Source organism: Leptolyngbya sp. FACHB-1624, from assembly GCF_047649235.1.
GTDB lineage: Bacteria > Cyanobacteriota > Cyanobacteriia > Leptolyngbyales > Leptolyngbyaceae > Leptolyngbya > Leptolyngbya boryana.
On record NZ_CP180258.1, the window covers coordinates 581278 to 596618 of the forward strand.

Annotated in this window: 19 protein-coding genes; 5 read left to right on the plus strand and 14 right to left on the minus strand. The window is 45.3% G+C overall.

Features of this window, described 5'->3' with window-relative positions:
• Positions 1-30: 30 nt before the first annotated feature.
• The 11 genes from ACMUEV_RS02670 to ACMUEV_RS02720 all read right to left on the minus strand — a co-directional run bounded on the left by ACMUEV_RS02670 (position 31) and on the right by ACMUEV_RS02720 (position 9212).
• On the minus strand, positions 31-453 hold the full coding sequence (locus ACMUEV_RS02670) for a putative toxin-antitoxin system toxin component, PIN family (protein ID WP_190648385.1): 423 nt from the start codon (positions 451-453) through the stop codon (positions 31-33).
• Positions 446-670 (minus strand): hypothetical protein, encoded by a 225-nt coding sequence (locus ACMUEV_RS02675; protein WP_190648383.1) that lies wholly within the window; start codon positions 668-670, stop codon positions 446-448. Before ACMUEV_RS02675 ends, ACMUEV_RS02670 begins: the two co-directional genes overlap by 8 nt.
• A gap of 315 nt (positions 671-985) precedes the next feature.
• Entirely contained in the window at positions 986-1954 is a 969-nt protein-coding gene (locus ACMUEV_RS02680) for a hypothetical protein (protein WP_190648380.1), read from the minus strand.
• 320 nt (positions 1955-2274) lie between these two features.
• Positions 2275-2502, minus strand: a complete 228-nt coding sequence (locus ACMUEV_RS02685; RefSeq protein ID WP_242044263.1) for a hypothetical protein — start codon at positions 2500-2502, stop codon at positions 2275-2277.
• Positions 2503-2576: 74 nt separating this feature from the next.
• Positions 2577-3155, minus strand: coding sequence for a Uma2 family endonuclease (locus ACMUEV_RS02690; protein ID WP_190648375.1), 579 nt, complete (start codon positions 3153-3155; stop codon positions 2577-2579).
• A gap of 77 nt (positions 3156-3232) precedes the next feature.
• The gene (locus ACMUEV_RS02695; protein WP_242044262.1) at positions 3233-4744 is read right to left on the minus strand and encodes a hypothetical protein; all 1512 of its coding nucleotides are present in this window, start codon (positions 4742-4744) and stop codon (positions 3233-3235) included.
• 2 nt (positions 4745-4746) lie between these two features.
• Positions 4747-5913, minus strand: coding sequence for a YeeE/YedE family protein (locus ACMUEV_RS02700; RefSeq protein WP_190648372.1), 1167 nt, complete (start codon positions 5911-5913; stop codon positions 4747-4749).
• A gap of 18 nt (positions 5914-5931) precedes the next feature.
• A complete protein-coding gene (locus ACMUEV_RS02705) occupies positions 5932-6162 on the minus strand; it encodes a hypothetical protein (RefSeq protein WP_190648369.1) in 231 nt (76 codons plus the stop codon).
• A 257-nt stretch (positions 6163-6419) separates the two neighbouring features.
• Positions 6420-7508 carry an aliphatic sulfonate ABC transporter substrate-binding protein gene (locus ACMUEV_RS02710; RefSeq protein WP_190648366.1) on the minus strand — a complete coding sequence of 363 codons (1089 nt, stop codon included), beginning with the start codon at positions 7506-7508 and terminating at the stop codon, positions 6420-6422.
• Positions 7509-7546: 38 nt separating this feature from the next.
• A complete protein-coding gene (locus tag ACMUEV_RS02715) occupies positions 7547-8356 on the minus strand; it encodes a class I SAM-dependent methyltransferase (protein ID WP_190648363.1) in 810 nt (269 codons plus the stop codon).
• Positions 8357-8372: 16 nt separating this feature from the next.
• Entirely contained in the window at positions 8373-9212 is an 840-nt protein-coding gene (locus tag ACMUEV_RS02720) for an NADPH-dependent oxidoreductase (RefSeq protein WP_190648361.1), read from the minus strand.
• A 606-nt stretch (positions 9213-9818) separates the two neighbouring features.
• Between ACMUEV_RS02720 and ACMUEV_RS02725 the strand changes: the two genes are divergently transcribed.
• Together ACMUEV_RS02725 and ACMUEV_RS02730 are read left to right on the plus strand one after the other, a co-directional pair.
• On the plus strand, positions 9819-10199 hold the full coding sequence (locus tag ACMUEV_RS02725; protein WP_239741233.1) for a MarR family winged helix-turn-helix transcriptional regulator: 381 nt from the start codon (positions 9819-9821) through the stop codon (positions 10197-10199).
• A 22-nt stretch (positions 10200-10221) separates the two neighbouring features.
• Complete coding sequence (locus ACMUEV_RS02730) at positions 10222-10554, plus strand: DOPA 4,5-dioxygenase family protein (RefSeq protein ID WP_190648357.1); 333 nt, start codon at positions 10222-10224, stop codon at positions 10552-10554.
• Positions 10555-10575: 21 nt separating this feature from the next.
• Here ACMUEV_RS02730 and ACMUEV_RS02735 read toward each other — a convergent pair whose 3' ends face one another.
• Genes ACMUEV_RS02735 through ACMUEV_RS02745 form a run of 3 tightly spaced genes read right to left on the minus strand, consistent with a single transcriptional unit; the run spans position 10576 to position 12623 of the window.
• Positions 10576-11046 carry an LLM class flavin-dependent oxidoreductase gene (locus ACMUEV_RS02735; protein ID WP_242044260.1) on the minus strand — a complete coding sequence of 157 codons (471 nt, stop codon included), beginning with the start codon at positions 11044-11046 and terminating at the stop codon, positions 10576-10578.
• A 20-nt stretch (positions 11047-11066) separates the two neighbouring features.
• Positions 11067-11927: a CmcJ/NvfI family oxidoreductase gene (locus ACMUEV_RS02740; RefSeq protein WP_190648354.1), complete on the minus strand. Its 861-nt coding sequence runs from the start codon at positions 11925-11927 to the stop codon at positions 11067-11069.
• Positions 11928-11939: 12 nt separating this feature from the next.
• Positions 11940-12623, minus strand: coding sequence for a glutathione S-transferase family protein (locus ACMUEV_RS02745; protein ID WP_190648352.1), 684 nt, complete (start codon positions 12621-12623; stop codon positions 11940-11942).
• A 256-nt stretch (positions 12624-12879) separates the two neighbouring features.
• Between ACMUEV_RS02745 and ACMUEV_RS02750 the strand changes: the two genes are divergently transcribed.
• The 3 genes from ACMUEV_RS02750 (at position 12880) to ACMUEV_RS02760 (ending at position 15283) form a co-directional block, all read left to right on the plus strand.
• Positions 12880-13710, plus strand: coding sequence for a dienelactone hydrolase family protein (locus ACMUEV_RS02750; RefSeq protein WP_190648349.1), 831 nt, complete (start codon positions 12880-12882; stop codon positions 13708-13710).
• 345 nt (positions 13711-14055) lie between these two features.
• Complete coding sequence (locus ACMUEV_RS02755) at positions 14056-15108, plus strand: aliphatic sulfonate ABC transporter substrate-binding protein (protein ID WP_190648347.1); 1053 nt, start codon at positions 14056-14058, stop codon at positions 15106-15108.
• 10 nt (positions 15109-15118) lie between these two features.
• On the plus strand, positions 15119-15283 hold the full coding sequence (locus tag ACMUEV_RS02760; RefSeq protein ID WP_190648344.1) for a hypothetical protein: 165 nt from the start codon (positions 15119-15121) through the stop codon (positions 15281-15283).
• Positions 15284-15341 lie beyond the last annotated feature (58 nt).

The window sequence follows — 15341 nt, forward strand, 5'->3', positions numbered from 1 at the left end:
GCAACGGAGTCATAGTGCCGCTGGAATCGCTCAATCAATCTGAAAGATTCTTACAAACTCCTCTACGGTCACTATGTTTACCTCACGGAATGGATTCAGCACAAGCAAATCTTTATCGCCACTGACAATATATTCTGCTTGTCCATTCAATGCCAGTTCTAGAATCTTGTCGTCCTTCGGATCGCGGCATTCCTGCACTCTCTCAATCACCTCAATCAGCGTTGCTCGCTCAACAAATGTTTCCAAGAATTCGTCTCGCTCTTCACTGGTTATAAAACGATCAAATTTCTCTCGTCCAAGCACATCGCTAAGTTCTTCTAATAGCTCGAGCGACAAAAGAACTTCTCCATGTTGCAAAGCGTAACGAAATGCTTTCGAGGGATTGCTGTTCTTGAAGAGTAAGGAACTCACAATCACATTCGTATCGAAAACGTATCGTGCTTTACTACTCATTCAAAATTGAGTCCAAAATTTCCGGGGTCAATCCTCGCTCCTGAGCTTTTTGGCTGATGTCATCCATGACTTCTTCGAGTGTCCTCTTTTCGCGAGTTGCCTGAGTTAGCTTTAGGCTGAGTAATGCCTCAAACTTCCGCTGCTGCTCTTCAGACGCGGTTTCAAAGATATGAGCTGCTTCTGAATTGACATGAATGGTAATGGGCTTTGTTTCCATAACGGGACAAGATTAATAGATTCTAAGACTTTTCTTGTTTGTTGTACTTGATCTATGACTAGCTTAGATCATCCTAATACTGCTTGGCATTTAGCATGAAAATTATTTAGATCCTCAACTTCTACCAATTTGGGAGAACGAGCGATTCTGGTCAACTGCTCAAATGGTTGAGATGCGCGATCGTATTTTGGTATGCAATCAAGAATATTTTGTGGTGGGAAAGATGGGATACGTATCGATCGAGGCAACGCAGAATGGACAGGTACGAGGATAAATCAGGAAGTTCATAGGTTAGCCATCTTTTGCAACCGTTTGTTAGTTGACCTCCACGGAACCGAGCCGAGCTTGTAAGGCTCGAATAAGATCTTGGTATGCCTCATATGCTGCTGTTGCCATAGCATTGAGTTCATCTCTCTTCTTCCAACGAGGATGTGTGTCATTGAATTCATCTAGTTCCATAGAAAAGATATCGCTATCACTTCCTGATCTCCACCCATTAAGACTAAGTTCAGATCGGAATAAGGTTAACTTCTTCATAAAGTCTGTGCGTTTACCCTCAAGCTTAGAATCTAGAAACTCATGTAAAGGATTACTCCAGTTGTCAATAAAACAATCAACTTCTCTCAACCATTCGTAAGGAAATGCATTTGCAAGATCCCAATCACGAAGAAAATATCCTGTGTTGCCGCTTGGGGGAAACTGCTCCAAAAGTTTAGCAAATAGCAGCCGATCAGATTTTACTGATGAACTTGTAGCAGGAGTTGAAAATAGAACACCGCTATCTGCCATTGTTTTAAGTGCTGTGGACAGCTTGGATACAAGTTCTTCATAAACCTTTTTACAAGTTTGCTTATCCGCATCCGTATGTAGGGTGAATGTAATTGGCCAACGACGTGCAGCAAGATTGAAGGGCATTTGATCTTTTGGACTTCCAAAAGCTTCATTCATCACTAAGATCAGCCGCTCGTCACCAAGCGAGTGCAGCGCAAATCCAAGTTCAATAAGAACATTAGCATTTGCACAACGCCTTTTGTTAACTGATTCAGACGTAAAAGATACATCAGCAACAAAAGCAGAACTAGCCTCAATTTTTGAAAAGATTGTATGTACTATATCTGGTAGTCCTGGTATCCCTTTTGTATCATGATCCACCTCCGGACGCTCATCAAGTCCGTAATCTTCTTGAATATTACGCATCGCTCTTTTCAGAGCATCTCGAATGAAATAACGATTGGCAGCTTCAGGAAGTTCACTTTGCCATGAGTAGAAAACTGATACTGCCATATCTTCACTGTACGCACTTTTGGTTATCTTTATAGCCAATTAACGATCTAAGTTGCACCACTCCTGATTAACTTTGTCGTTCTGGTTTCCTGAGGTCAGATTGCTTTATTGGGAATTCTACTCTATTGATTGACCAACTCCCGCAATTCATTGATATCAAGGTCGATACCTTGACGCTTCAAATATTGGTTTAAATTAATTTGGATGAATAAATCCTTGAGTTCTTCCGCAATTTCTGGCGGCGGGTTGCTGGATAGTGCGATCGCAATCAGACACTCTGCGGTTTGGAATTCACCACATTCGATCGCGATTCAGGGTTGTTATTCGGTGATTTCAGGATTAACTTGTGTTCCAACTGGAGGCTGATTCTGTTGCATCACTCGAATGAGAAATCGTAAAGCCTCATTAACAGAATCTGCATCAGGAAACATCTCTGCCACATCTGGCTCTAAACGCACCGTTGTTCCACCAAAACTCTTACGCCCAGAACCCAATCTTCTCACCCGCAGCGCTTTCAAGTCATACTCTGAACGGAGTTTATCTTCCATAGGTGCCTCAACCCTGCTCATAGGCTTCTCGTTCACTTCGCATTTGAGATTCCAAAGCTGGTGCTTAAGTTTACTCAACGATCGAACTCAATATTTTCATAAAGCGCAGCGATTTGGATTTGAATGTCAAACGTTCTCAAAGTCAACGTGACACTCGGATCATCATATTCAGAGAGTAGCCATTGATGGGCAGCCGTTTTAACGTAGTGTTCGATGTGAACGCTGTATTGGTCAATCATCAAATATTCGCCGAAACTCTCGATCGTGCGGTAAGCAGAAAACTTATCCCCGTGATCATAATCTTGTGTTGATTTAGATAGCACTTCAGCGATGAAGCAGGGATTAATCACCGTATCAGTTCGCCCGGTTTGAAGTTGTAAAGGCTTTTCAGTCACCATTACATCAGGATAAGTGTAGAGATTGCGAGCAGGAATCCAAAGCCGTTGATCTGTCGCAAAAATGCGATAAGGCTTTCCTCGCAGAGTAGATTTCAGCAAGGATGCGAGGTTAATTGCCAACTCATTGTGATCAGGAGTCCCTCCGGTCATCGGAATTATTTCTCCATTGCAGTATTCGCTGCGAGTCTCAGAAGCCAGTTCAAGCTCAAGATACTCTTCAGGAGTATAGATTCGCTGTTCGAGTGCCTGTGTCATGGCGAGGTTTCAACTTCCACGGCTCTGGTTGATTCTTTCATGATATACGCAGCGGTCGCGATACCTTAAATCACCATTCACTTCAAACTACGTGCCAATCCTTGAAGCGACCAAATATTATTTGGATAGATTGCCAAATCTTCTCGAAATACTTGTGCCGCTTCTACCGATCGCTTCTGCTCCAGCAACAAAGCACCCAACGATTGCCGCACTGGAGAATGCCAAGGTGCAGGCTCATCATAGGTAAGTTGATCTTCTTTCGCGATCGCACTTCTCAACCATTCGATCGCTGGCTCAATCTCTCCCCGTCTTGACGCAATCTCTGCTGCTAAAACTTCAGACCCAATTTCTAGCAAATCTGCCGTAGTGTTCACATCCCAAATTGTTACGCCATTTAGAGCTGGACTCGACGCGATCGCTCTTAATTGTTTTAGTTCTATTTCTGCTTTCTGCACCTCATTTTGATGTGCCCATGCTAATCCTCGCGCATAGTGCCAAACGCCTGTAGGATAAGCTAAATCAGCTTCAGGAGCAGGTTGAACAAGAATTTTATCCCAATGTCCAAATTTGACCCAAGCATACAGAGGAATCGACAAATAGTGCTGCAATGTTCCATAACCTGGCTTGCGTAGCAAATCGGGATCAACAAGTTTTGCAGTCTGTTCCGCAGCTTGAAGCGCGATCTGTTGTTCTCCGGCAAGTGTAGCCGCGTACCAGAGAAAGTGCTGATTGTGCGGCATGTAAGCGAATCGGTAAATTCCATTCTGCGTTCGTGTTTTTTGGTCAACTGCGATCGCGTCTTGATTACTTCTGACTGCGTCTTGATAGCGCCCAACTCTTAGATAAATGTGAGACGGCATATGAACGAGATGCCCAAGCGGAAGATGTAAATCTCGCAGTCGATCCGCAACCGCGATCGCGAGTTCTGGATGCTTTTCTTCTACTGCATGAATGTAGAAATGTAATGCTCCGATGTGGTTGCGATCTTGTTTTAGAACGGATTGCAGTGTGTCAAGAATTTCTTGCCCCTCTGGTTTTGGCTTGCCATTGTTCTGCCAATAGTTCCAAGGCGTAGTATCCATCAAAGCTTCAGCGAAGAGTGTTGCGGCATCTAAATCAGCCGGATAGCTCTGAGCAACTTTGCGCATTGCATTGGCATAAGCAAGATTGAGAGAAGCGCGATCGTAGTTCAAACTAGCTGTATATCGCTTTGATAATGCTTGAATATATGTCCGTTCTGCTAGAGTAACCGTACTTTGGAGTGAAACCGCTTTCTGCACCGTTTCCCAAGCGAGTGGCATTCGATCTGTTGGCATTTCAGTATTGATATTTGAACCCAATACATAAGCCATTCCCCAGTAGCACATCGCACAATGAGAATCGAGCTTTACAGCGGTCTGAAACGATCGATAAGCTTCTGCATAATTGAAACCGTAAGCAAAGAATAATCCTTGATTAAAATAGTACTGGGCAAGCACTGAACCTGTAGAAATGGTGTGACTTGTCCTGTGGTGAGCACCAGGCAGAAAGCTACCTGCCGGAGCTATCAACAAGCCTAATATCATCGCCAACAGGACAATCCATCGCATGATTAATTTGAGAGTTGAAACAGCGATCGCACCTTCACGCCAATTCCCGTCCCCAAGAGCGCAAACACAATCCAAAGCCAACCATGTAAGCTAGTTGATGCAATCCCGCCAAAGTAAGCACCAACATTACAACCAAATGCAAGCCTTGCACCATAGCCCATCATCAAACCGCCGATCAACGCAGCCGCGATCGCTAACCTTGATTGAGGTTTTTTAACTGCTAACTTTCCTGCTAAAGTTGCTGCGAGTGCGGCTCCTAGAATCACACCGAAATTAGTCACAGAAATTGGATCTGCGAAGACACTTTTTTGTAAAGCGTCTGCTCCAAATCCTTTACTCCAAAATGCACTCGCTGCTGGATTCCACCCTAAGAATTGAGCGATCTTCGCTGTCCAGAGCGTAAAGCCCCAGGTCACGCCCCAAGGTCTTCCAGCAACAAGCAGCGTCAACCAGTTTAGAACAGCAAGCGCGATCGCGCCCCAAACCAACGACCAAGGACTATACAGCAATGAGAACGATCGCTGCACACAGGGAGTCGTATCCCGTCGCTTCCAAAGCACAAACGCAATTAATCCCAAGACTGCGAGCTGAATTGCACCACCAGCCCAACCCCAAGTGTTAACCAAAGAAATTGGATTCAATCTCGGCAATCCTGCCCAAACACCTCCAGTGAGACTTGCCCAGAAAGAACCAATTCCAAATGTCAGCAATGTCAACACCATACCGCTACTGCCACCCCCGATCGTGTATAGCGTTCCACAAGCGCACCCGCTCCCTAATTGCATTCCAATCCCAAATAGAAATGCTCCAATCGCGCCTTGAACAGCAACGGGTGCAACAGCTCCTTCAATCGGTTGTCCCAAGAAAGACCCAGTTGCGAGGAACGGTACAAACAACACAGTCGCGATCGCAAGCATCAAAACTTGAGACAAGACTCCATTCACATCGCCATAAACAAAGAGTCTCCGATAAGCAGAAGCAAAACCGAAACTTGCATGATACAAGCTGATTCCAAACAATCCACCAATCAGAAATAAAACGCTCTGCCGCCATCCAAACAAAGTCAGTCCGATTGCAGCGGCAACTGCGATCGCTAAAATTACCAGCACGCCTAACCGCTGTGGGCGAGGTTGCGACGAGCGCGGTAGAGAAAGTTCAACACTGCTCATAGGTCAATCCTGCTAAATCTATATAAGCTGAAATTTTGGAGCCGGAGCAGGACTCGGAGTAGGAGAGGGACTCGGTTCTGGCTCTGTAGGATAGCAACTAGCGATCTGGACTTGGGGAAAATTAGAGATATGGAGAGTGAAGCTAGGGGAAAAGAGAAAAATTGCGACCCCGCTCTGAGCAAGCGCTGAAAACACCGTGAAAGTTGCCAACATTGCGAAAATTCTTGCTGTCCAAGTGCTGAGTTTCATAGATTGATCCTCGTGTCATAAAGAGCTTAGGTTGTTGATTCTTCTCAAAAGGAGTCATTCAACAAAGGCGTGAAAAGTGTATTCTCACGCCATTCTCTCATAAACAGGCATCAAACACCGAAAAATCTACCGTTAAACCGGAGTTTTTAATCAATTTGCTCTAAACTTGTCCAAAACCTTTACCAGAGTGCAGCGACAGCTGAGATTCAATTTCTTCAAAGCTCTACCCAGAACTCGCAATGTCTAGCTTGCTATTCTTAGCGTTGGCTGATGTTTTGTGGCGTGATTGCAGTATAGAGATCAGAGGGTAACAATGCATCTTGAACATTGACCCTCTTAGGAATCAACGCATTTTCAAAGAACACATCGACGACACGTTGCTGATCCCTAATCAGGTCTGGGCTAATCGCTCTGCGTCCAAATGTGCGCCGATCAATCACTTTCTGCATGACATCTAAATCAAGTTTTTGTTCGGGTGCAATGAGCTTAGCTGCATCGGTTCGATTTGCCTCTGCCCACTGCTCAATTTTGTCAATCTCTTCAATGACAATCTTAAGCAATTCAGGATTTTCCTCAGCAAACTTTCGCTGACCGACATAGTAACCACCGGGCGAGTTCGTTCCAACGGAATCTCGAAGCACCCGAATTCGACCGAGCTTTTCTGCGATCGCGTAGTGAGGATCACCCGACACCCACACAGGTACTTTACCTTCAATAAATGCGGCTCGTGCTTCTACATTGGGGATACTTCTGACTTTGATATCTTTGATGCTTAGTCCTGCTTCTTTTAGTGCGACCAAGATAAAGTAGTGAGAGGCTGAAGCTTTCTGAAAATAAACTTCTTGTCCTTTGATATCTTCAATTTTTTGGATGGGAGACTCCGGCGGAACAGCGATAATACTGCTTTTTCCGGTTTGGGGCGTGGTTTTTGAGCCGACAACATAAACGATTTGTGCTCCTGCTGCTTGAGCAAAAATAGGCGGCGTTTCACCAACTGATCCTAAGTCGATCTTATCCACATTCATTGCTTCCATGAGTTGTGGACCTTGGACAAATTGTGCCCACTCAACTTTGACACCTAATGGCTCTAATCGTTTCTCTAAGACCCCGGTAACTTTTACTAAGTCTCCTGCTTGCTGAAAGCCTAGGCGAAGTACCTTCGTTTTGATTCCAGAGCCGATGCTAGAGCCACTGTTGGCAGCAATATTAGTTGCTGCATTTGGAGAACTAGAGACAGTCGAAGCTGGCTTGCCACAACTGCCCAATACTGCGGTTGAAACTCCGACTAAACCAGGCAGCACAATGCGAACAAACTGGCGACGATGGATCTTAATTCTTGATCTCATTGGACAAACTCCAAGATAGATAGATAATTGAAGACGAATTACTTACGTTTTTGCGCAATCAGTGCAGCAGCAGATAGTACTTCAGTGAAGTTGCCAGATGATTCAATCTCAAGCAATGAGTTTTTGAGATCTGCCTCAAATTCTTCGCGGTTCTCGCCAAAAAAAGAAGGGAGTGCGAACGCTGTTGAGTAGAGGTAGCCTAAATACGAATCAACTGTCCAGGTTTTCTCAAAAGTGACTTCGATCGTAGTGTGCTGTGTAAATCCTGCTGTCTCTAACACCACATCATGAGGCACGTCTAGAGATTTCCAGGTGCCCTGTCCTGCTTGCCCTGTGCGCCGCTGATCTCCAAGCCATCGCTTGACGACAGAAATTGCTGTTTTCTTCCAAGTTAGCTGACTATTCCAGGGATCATCGCCTGTTTTGAGAATGACAATTCCGCCATCATCAGTGAGCAGCGATCGCAATTTTTCCGCAACGAGTTCTCGCTGCATCCAGTGAAACGATCGCCCAAATGTTGCCAGTCGAAATTGACCAAGTTCTTCAGAAATCGATTCTGCGCGATCGTGAATCCAGCGAATGTTATTGACCCCTGTTCTTTTTGCTTCTGCCTGAGCTTCTTTGAGCATGTCAGCATCGGGATCAATTGCAACGACTTCCCGGAAGCGATCGCTAAATGGAATTGCAACTAATCCTGCTCCACAGCCAAGATCTAACAGGCGTTCTTGAGGGCTGAGTTGAAAGTGACCGGCGATTCGATCAAATAGACTTTGAGGATAGCGAGATCGATAGCGCACATAGTACGAAGCTGCGCCCTGAAATAAAGTCGGATCGTAGGCAGTAACCATCTGAAAAACCTCTAAATTAACGTAGCTCAAACCCTAAATTATTCAGAAACTCACGCAGTTGAGCGCGATTTCGCAGCGATTCTGGAGTCGCAATGCGATCGACAGAATGCTGTGACCAATTTCCAGGCGTATTCATCTGCTGCTCTGCGTAAAAGCGAGTCATCGTTTCGTCATAGTGCTCGATCGCTTCGTTTTGAATCTCTAAACTGTACTGCTCCTGATGCAGAACAGCTTCCTGTGGCAAACGAGGTTTAATCGCTGCTGGCTTTTCGGGATCAGCATAACCAACACACAACCCGAATACAGCAAAGACATGCTTCGGCAAATTAAGTTCTGCTGCAACTGCTTCCGGTTGATTTCGCAATGCACCAATGTAGACCGTTCCCAAGCCGAGCGATTCTGCTGCGATGACAGCATTTTGAGCCGCAAGACTCGCATCGATCGAGGCCATCAAAAACATCTCTAGATAGTTCAACCCTTCGTGAGGTAGCCCGCGATTTTCAGCAATATGAGCAAGTCGTGCTAGATCTGCTACCCAGACCAGAAACAATGGACATTGCTGAATATGAGATTGTCCGCCTGCAAGTTGAGCGAATCGTTCTTTACGAGCTTGATCTGTGATCGCAACGACACTCCAAGTCTGTAGATTCGATGAAGTTGAAGCTGATTGAGCTGCCGCAACTAAGAGTTCTAAAGTATCTGATGGTAGCGGTTTAGAAAGATAAGCTCGGATTGAGCGATGAGAGAACAGGTCAGATAAAGTTCGATTCCAAGGAGCATCTAAATCGAATGCTGTCCCATAGCGATCGCGTAACAGAGAAGTTTTAGTTGAAGACAGATCAGGAGCAAGTGTCATAATAGGATAGCTTGAGGTATGAAGGTGAACCTCACGGTATTGTAGAAATTTCAGCAAGTTGATGCGTCGGTATTCCTTTCTGAAAAAATTAAGAAAAATAGCAACCTAACTTATCTATGAAATTGGGGCAGACTAACAGCTACAAAGCATCACATCTGTTTCATAGGGTATGCTAGATTGCTACAGTACTACTTAAATCAATCAACTCACCGTAGATTGTGCGAAGTATCGCATAGTTACCAAGGAGAAAAAAAGTATTTAAAAGACAAAATATCTGTAATTCTGATGATTTGTGTTTCTAATTGTTGGAGCGTGTTTGTGATAGAAGAGATACAGATGAGATTCTGCAAAATTCACCAAGATTTGAATTGAAATTCAGATTTTGGATTCTCCAGCGCTGACGCTCTCAGGGACGCTGATACGTACTCCGTGGATTTAGATCCTGGCGATACAGTACAATGGCACTCTGAGCGTATTTGTGTTAGCGATTTGGAGCGTGTCGGTTGCATGGGAGCCAAAAAGTTGTCTCGGAAAAAGATTTCGGAGCAGTGCGCCTCTAAGGTAGTGGAGGTTATTCCATTAGTGATGCGTTGTCTCCGGGCAGATATGCGGGCACGAAAGAGTACTGAACTCTCTGTTCCGCAGTTCCGAACACTGGCATTTCTCGATCGTACTCCCGGCGCATCGTTATCTGAACTTGCAGAACATTTGGGAGTAACTCGTGCTACCGCATCGGCAAATACAGAAAGGCTCGTCCAGCGGAATTATGTTGAGCGGTATGACAACCCAGAAGAACGCCGCAGAGTTGTACTCAATTTGACCGAGGAAGGTAAGCAGCATCTATATCAGACTCGCGCTCAAACTCGCGCTTACATTACAGATTTGCTCAGTAGCTTGACCGCAGAACAAGTGGCTCAAATTGATGAAGCTTTGGGATTACTGAATGAGATTTTTGAGGAACCTTTGCTAGGTTTATCTGATGAATAACGTTCTGACTATTCAATAACTTATGACTGACATCAAAGATTTCCATGCGCATGTTTACTTTAATCCAGAGAGTCGTGAGGCGGCTGCACGAGTGCGGCAAGGATTGAGCGATCGCTTTGAAGTCCAACTGGGACGCTGGCATGATGCAAATGTAGGACCTCACCCGCAATCGATGTATCAGGTGTTGTTTGCCCCAGAGCAGTTTGGTGAGATTGTTTCATGGCTGATGCTCAATCGTGAAGGATTAGACATCTTAGTGCATCCAACAACAGGAGATGATGTTGCTGATCATACCGCTCATGCGCTATGGCTCGGGAAAAAACTCGCTTTGAACATTGAAACGCTACGCAAATGACATCTTGAGCATCCACAACATTCATTGTGCTGAATTCATGTTGAAGTTTTTTGCTTCGGCATTCGTCGCAGAAGTGACCAGATTCCAGCCTGCTCGACCACCACTGAGATAGGCTAATGAAGCGAATTTGCGAGCGAGATGGTAGGGTTCATTGTAGGTGGTTGAAACCGTTGCAGCTAGACCGATTCGTTCTGTGACAACTGAGAGAGCAGACAGTAACGTCAGCGGTTCAAAATGAGCGACGTGTCCTGCTCGACTCAGCGCGTTGATGTTTCCGCGAACACTACGTGAAGCGGAGCTACCGCGGACTGAAACCCCATCGGCAAAGAAAATCATGTCAAATTTTCCGCGCTCTGCGGTTTGTGCAACTTGCTTAAAATGTTCAAAACTAAGACCGCCATCGGCCTTGGCATCTGGGTGTCGCCATGCTGCTAAGTGATGCCCAGAACTCATCAAAAAAGCGCCTAATCTCAGTTGTTTTCTTGCGCTCATCTCGTCAATTTGCTCCTAGATTATGAGGGATAGAAAATGAAAGTTCGCAGTTCAATACTTTCGCGAGAAGGTGCATCGACTGGACTTGTGGGATCGTCGAATGCACTGTGAGCAGTGAATCTTGCTCGCTCATCTTCTGCGGAATCAAAGCATTTGATCAGTAGAACTTCGTGTTGCTGTTGCTGTGGGAAGTAGAACCAACGATGCAAGGAGTTGTAGGTAATCGCGTAAGTTTCGCCGATGCGATCGCGGTACACCAAATCAAGTGGAACGAGATCTGTCAGGGCAAGACTCTGCGCGTCACAAACTGCGATCGGAGATTCTTGCACAGGGGCAGCGATCGGTCGCCAAACATTCACTACACTGAATCGATGCTGAAGCAATTCATCAATGTTCTCAACGCCTCGCGCCGCTAGCTCAAGCCTGGCACGGCTATAACCAGATTTTGCTGTGAAATCGTTGTGAACACGCTTCACAGGCTCTTTGGCATTGTCTTCATGACGTTGTGCCCGTTGTGCATTCCGAACATTGTGATCAAACACAACGACTTTGAACGCGCCTGTCAATGCTGTTAACAGCTTTTCAGCTTCAGGATAGTAAATGCAGCGAACGGCTTCATCGTCGTAGAAATTCTGAACAGAACTGTGATGATGAACGAGTTGAAAGCCTTCTCGATCGATAGATAAGTTCGAGAGCGATCGCGCATTCTGGATGACTACTTGTCGCGCCTCAAACGATCCACTATGTTGCGGCTGTCCGGCTGGCGTTTCCTGAACATAGTAAACAGGCTTTTGTGTCATCGGAATCAAGTAGTTCAAACTTGCCTCAATTTGAGGAAGTTCATCAACTTGGAGTCTATCTAGAAGCTGACTGTTACTCATACAGGATCTTTCCTACTTTTGAACTGCGCCGACTACAGTGGGTTGGCCTAAAATCTTCGTGAAGCTTTCAATGTAGTATTCAGGAGAATTAGCAACTGATTGGATAGAAGGACGATTCTGCACTTCTTTCCACCAGGCTTGCAGTCGAGGAGTTTCTGTTGGAAGTTCAAACTTGCGGAAATGATTGAGCAGAGGCAACCGTTCAAACCACGGGTAGAAACTAATATCGACTAAGCTAAATTGCTCTCCTAGCCAGTAAGTGCCATTGTTCGAGAGTTTGCCGAGTCCTTCTTGCTCAATATACAAGAGCGCTTCTGTGAACTCTCTCCGCCCTTGCTCTTGTTCTTGAGCATCGTGACCGCGCAGCAGTTTAGTAAAAGCAGGTACAAATCGAGTATTTGCATAGTCGATCCAGATGCGTGCGATCGCTCTTTGTGCTGGATCGCTGGGTAGAAGCGGTGGTTCTGGGAAGACCTCATCAAGATACTCATTGACGATCGCAGACTCATAGAGTTCAACATTGCCATGCTTAATCGCAGGTACTTTCCCGTAGCGAGAAATCTTGAGAAAGTCAGCAGGCTTATCGGCGAGATCAATTTCGACTGGAGTAAATTCAATCTTTTTTTCTGCCAAAACAACGCGAGTGCGTTGAGAGAAGGTAGAACGCCGGGTGAAGTAAAGCTGTAGGGTACTCATAGCGTATGTCCTAAAAGTTCAAATCAGTTTTGCTGTAACGATCCAGACAGGTTAATTCAGAACATCATCCGGTTTGTCGGTCGTATTACCGTAGAATAACTTTGAAGTATTGCATAGCCTCTTTGAGAATTCAAGTCTTCTTGGCGACATAATTATTGAAACGAAATGTTAGATAATCTAATTAGTTTTTTAGATAGAGGTTTTACTCTTTCTTCTTCAGTACATTTGGCGAATCACTGTTTAGAGAACAGGCACAATGAAACCGATTACTCGTCGCAAATTTATGACAACAGCCACACTTGCAACAGGGTTTGCCCTTGCTGTCCAACCTATTTCAGGCGCAACGCTCAAAACAGATTCAGAAAGCTTAGTAACCGGAGCGATCGACATTCCTGTCAAAGATGGAACGATTCCCGCTTATCGATCTGCTCCTGCGACTGGCAGCAACTTTCCGATTGTTCTCGTGATTCAAGAGATCTTCGGTGTGCACGAACATATTCAAGACATTACTCGGCGGTTTGCTAAGTTGGGATATTTAGCGATTGCGCCTGAACTATTTGCACGCCAAGGCGATGTTTCCAAATTGAGTAACATTGAAGAAATTCGATCGATCGTTGCTAAGGTTCCCGATGCTCAAGTGCTCTCTGATCTCGATGCCACAGTAGCCTGGGCAGTTAAATCTGGTCAAGGAGATAAGAGCCGACTCGCAGTAACAGGATTTTGCTGGGGAGGTTGGATTACTTGGCTTTATGCCGCTCACAATCCAAATGTAAGAACGGGCGTGGCTTGGTATGGGCGTCTTGTCGGTAACTCTACTCCGCTCACTCCCAAGCATCCAGCTGATATTGCTTCGGCTTTGACTGTTCCAGTTCTCGGACTCTATGGAGGACAAGATACAGGCATTCCGTTAGATACAGTTGAAACGTTGCGTAATCGTCTTAAATCGAGTTCTAGCAAATCTGAGATCATTGTTTACCCAGATGCGCCTCATGCATTCTTCGCTGACTATCGTCCTTCGTATCGTGAGGCAGAAGCAAAGGATGCTTGGCGACGCTTGCAAGCTTGGTTCAAACAACATGGAGTGTGATGGAGGAGCTAGAAATTTTGTGACCTAGTGCTTCTCCTCGAACCTAACGCGCCTCGATTCGACCTGCACAATTTACTCTAGTGCTGCGCGTGTGGCTTCAACTGAAGAAAGGATCGATTACGGCAATGCGCTATAAATACGATCGCTAAAAGATTAAAGAATCGTCATTATGGCGATTTTCTTAATCAGTGAACAAGTCTTGTCTTCCCAGAAGGATTTATGCAATACTGTTGAACCGAATCTACAATATCTCTACTGATTCAACGTAGATTCTGATTTAGCGAATATACCTGGACTACCGGGTATTGCGTATTACATCCTGTCATCTGTTTTAAGGAGTTAGCGGTGTTCACCCAGTTCAACGTGCGATCGTTCTTTCAGACATTGCCGAAGCGATTTAGACAGCAAGCTAAAAAATCGTTTACATTCTTGTTCACGATCGGATTGAGTTTAAGCTTGGTTGCGGCTTGTTCTTCCAATCCTTCAACTACGTCTGCGCCTTCAGGCAATACAGCAAGTCCAGTTGCAAATGTAGGGGCGATCAGAATCGGCTATCAGAAAGCCGCAACCATTCTGAGCTTATTAAAATCCAGAGGTGAGCTAGAAAAAGCGCTTGCTGGAGCAGGAGGTTCTGTGACTTGGACAGAGTTTCCAGCAGGCCCGCCTATGCTAGAAGCGATGAATGCAGGCGCGATCGACTTTGGTTACACCGGGGAATCTCCGCCTATCATTGCTCAAGCAGCAGGTACGCCCGTTCGATATGTGGCGTATGATCCTTGGAGTCCGAAAGCAGAAGCGATCGTCGTTCGCAAAGATTCTCCAATCCAGAAAATTCAGGATCTTAAAGGAAAGAAAGTTGCTTTTGCAAAAGGTTCCAATACAAATTATTTGGTGATCAGCGCTTTGCAGTCGGCTGGATTGAGCTATAGCGACATCACCCCAGCTTTTCTAACACCTGCGGATGCAAGAGCAGCATTTGAAGGTGGAAATGTAGACGCATGGGCGATCTGGGATCCGTATCTTGCGGTTGCAGAAGAATCAGCAGGAGCAAGAATCATCCAAGATGCGACTGGACTTGCGCCAAATCGGGGTTACTATCTCGCGGCTCAATCTTTTATTGAGAAACAGCCACAAGCTCTGAAAACATTGCTAGAGCAGGTCAAGAAAGTCAGCGACTTTGCAAAGAGCAATCCGTCAGAAGTTGCAAAATTCTTATCGCCTGAACTTGGGATTGATGCAGCTATTTTGGAAAAAGCGGAAAAACGTCGAGAGTATGGTGTACTGCCCTTGACAGATGAAGTGATCACTAAGCAACAAGCGATCGCGGATGCATTTCACGATATCAAGCTGATTCCCAAGAAAATTGCGGTGAAAGAAGCCGTTTCTAATGCACTGTGAGGAATTTTCAATGACAGGCTCTATTCAAACTCAGTGGTTGCAGAAAAATGTGCTGGTGATTGATTGTGGAACTGCCGGAACAATGACAGGCATCAAGGCGAAACAAGCAAATCCAGAACGAGATGTTTGCATTTATGCTCAACGATCGATTCAAAAAATTCAAGCTGTGATATAGTCTGCTACCAATGCCTGATCAGTCTCAAGAAGTTACACAATTACTCAAGCAAGTCATT

What these genes read in the sequence shown, in the direction of transcription:
- ACMUEV_RS02715 (WP_190648363.1), bottom strand. Translation starts at nt 8,356, where the DNA reads ATGGTTACTGCCTACGATCCGACTTTATTTCAGGGCGCAGCTTCGTAC.
- ACMUEV_RS02735 (WP_242044260.1), bottom strand. Translation starts at nt 11,046, where the DNA reads ATGAGCGCAAGAAAACAACTGAGATTAGGCGCTTTTTTGATGAGTTCT.
- ACMUEV_RS02700 (WP_190648372.1), bottom strand. Translation starts at nt 5,913, where the DNA reads ATGAGCAGTGTTGAACTTTCTCTACCGCGCTCGTCGCAACCTCGCCCA.
- ACMUEV_RS02705 (WP_190648369.1), bottom strand. Translation starts at nt 6,162, where the DNA reads ATGAAACTCAGCACTTGGACAGCAAGAATTTTCGCAATGTTGGCAACT.
- ACMUEV_RS02750 (WP_190648349.1), top strand. Translation starts at nt 12,880, where the DNA reads ATGAAACCGATTACTCGTCGCAAATTTATGACAACAGCCACACTTGCA.
- ACMUEV_RS02670 (WP_190648385.1), bottom strand. Translation starts at nt 453, where the DNA reads ATGAGTAGTAAAGCACGATACGTTTTCGATACGAATGTGATTGTGAGT.
- ACMUEV_RS02710 (WP_190648366.1), bottom strand. Translation starts at nt 7,508, where the DNA reads ATGAGATCAAGAATTAAGATCCATCGTCGCCAGTTTGTTCGCATTGTG.
- ACMUEV_RS02695 (WP_242044262.1), bottom strand. Translation starts at nt 4,744, where the DNA reads ATGCGATGGATTGTCCTGTTGGCGATGATATTAGGCTTGTTGATAGCT.
- ACMUEV_RS02685 (WP_242044263.1), bottom strand. Translation starts at nt 2,502, where the DNA reads ATGGAAGATAAACTCCGTTCAGAGTATGACTTGAAAGCGCTGCGGGTG.
- ACMUEV_RS02680 (WP_190648380.1), bottom strand. Translation starts at nt 1,954, where the DNA reads ATGGCAGTATCAGTTTTCTACTCATGGCAAAGTGAACTTCCTGAAGCT.
- ACMUEV_RS02725 (WP_239741233.1), top strand. Translation starts at nt 9,819, where the DNA reads ATGCGGGCACGAAAGAGTACTGAACTCTCTGTTCCGCAGTTCCGAACA.
- ACMUEV_RS02745 (WP_190648352.1), bottom strand. Translation starts at nt 12,623, where the DNA reads ATGAGTACCCTACAGCTTTACTTCACCCGGCGTTCTACCTTCTCTCAA.
- ACMUEV_RS02720 (WP_190648361.1), bottom strand. Translation starts at nt 9,212, where the DNA reads ATGACACTTGCTCCTGATCTGTCTTCAACTAAAACTTCTCTGTTACGC.
- ACMUEV_RS02675 (WP_190648383.1), bottom strand. Translation starts at nt 670, where the DNA reads ATGGAAACAAAGCCCATTACCATTCATGTCAATTCAGAAGCAGCTCAT.
- ACMUEV_RS02760 (WP_190648344.1), top strand. Translation starts at nt 15,119, where the DNA reads ATGACAGGCTCTATTCAAACTCAGTGGTTGCAGAAAAATGTGCTGGTG.
- ACMUEV_RS02690 (WP_190648375.1), bottom strand. Translation starts at nt 3,155, where the DNA reads ATGACACAGGCACTCGAACAGCGAATCTATACTCCTGAAGAGTATCTT.
- ACMUEV_RS02730 (WP_190648357.1), top strand. Translation starts at nt 10,222, where the DNA reads ATGACTGACATCAAAGATTTCCATGCGCATGTTTACTTTAATCCAGAG.
- ACMUEV_RS02740 (WP_190648354.1), bottom strand. Translation starts at nt 11,927, where the DNA reads ATGAGTAACAGTCAGCTTCTAGATAGACTCCAAGTTGATGAACTTCCT.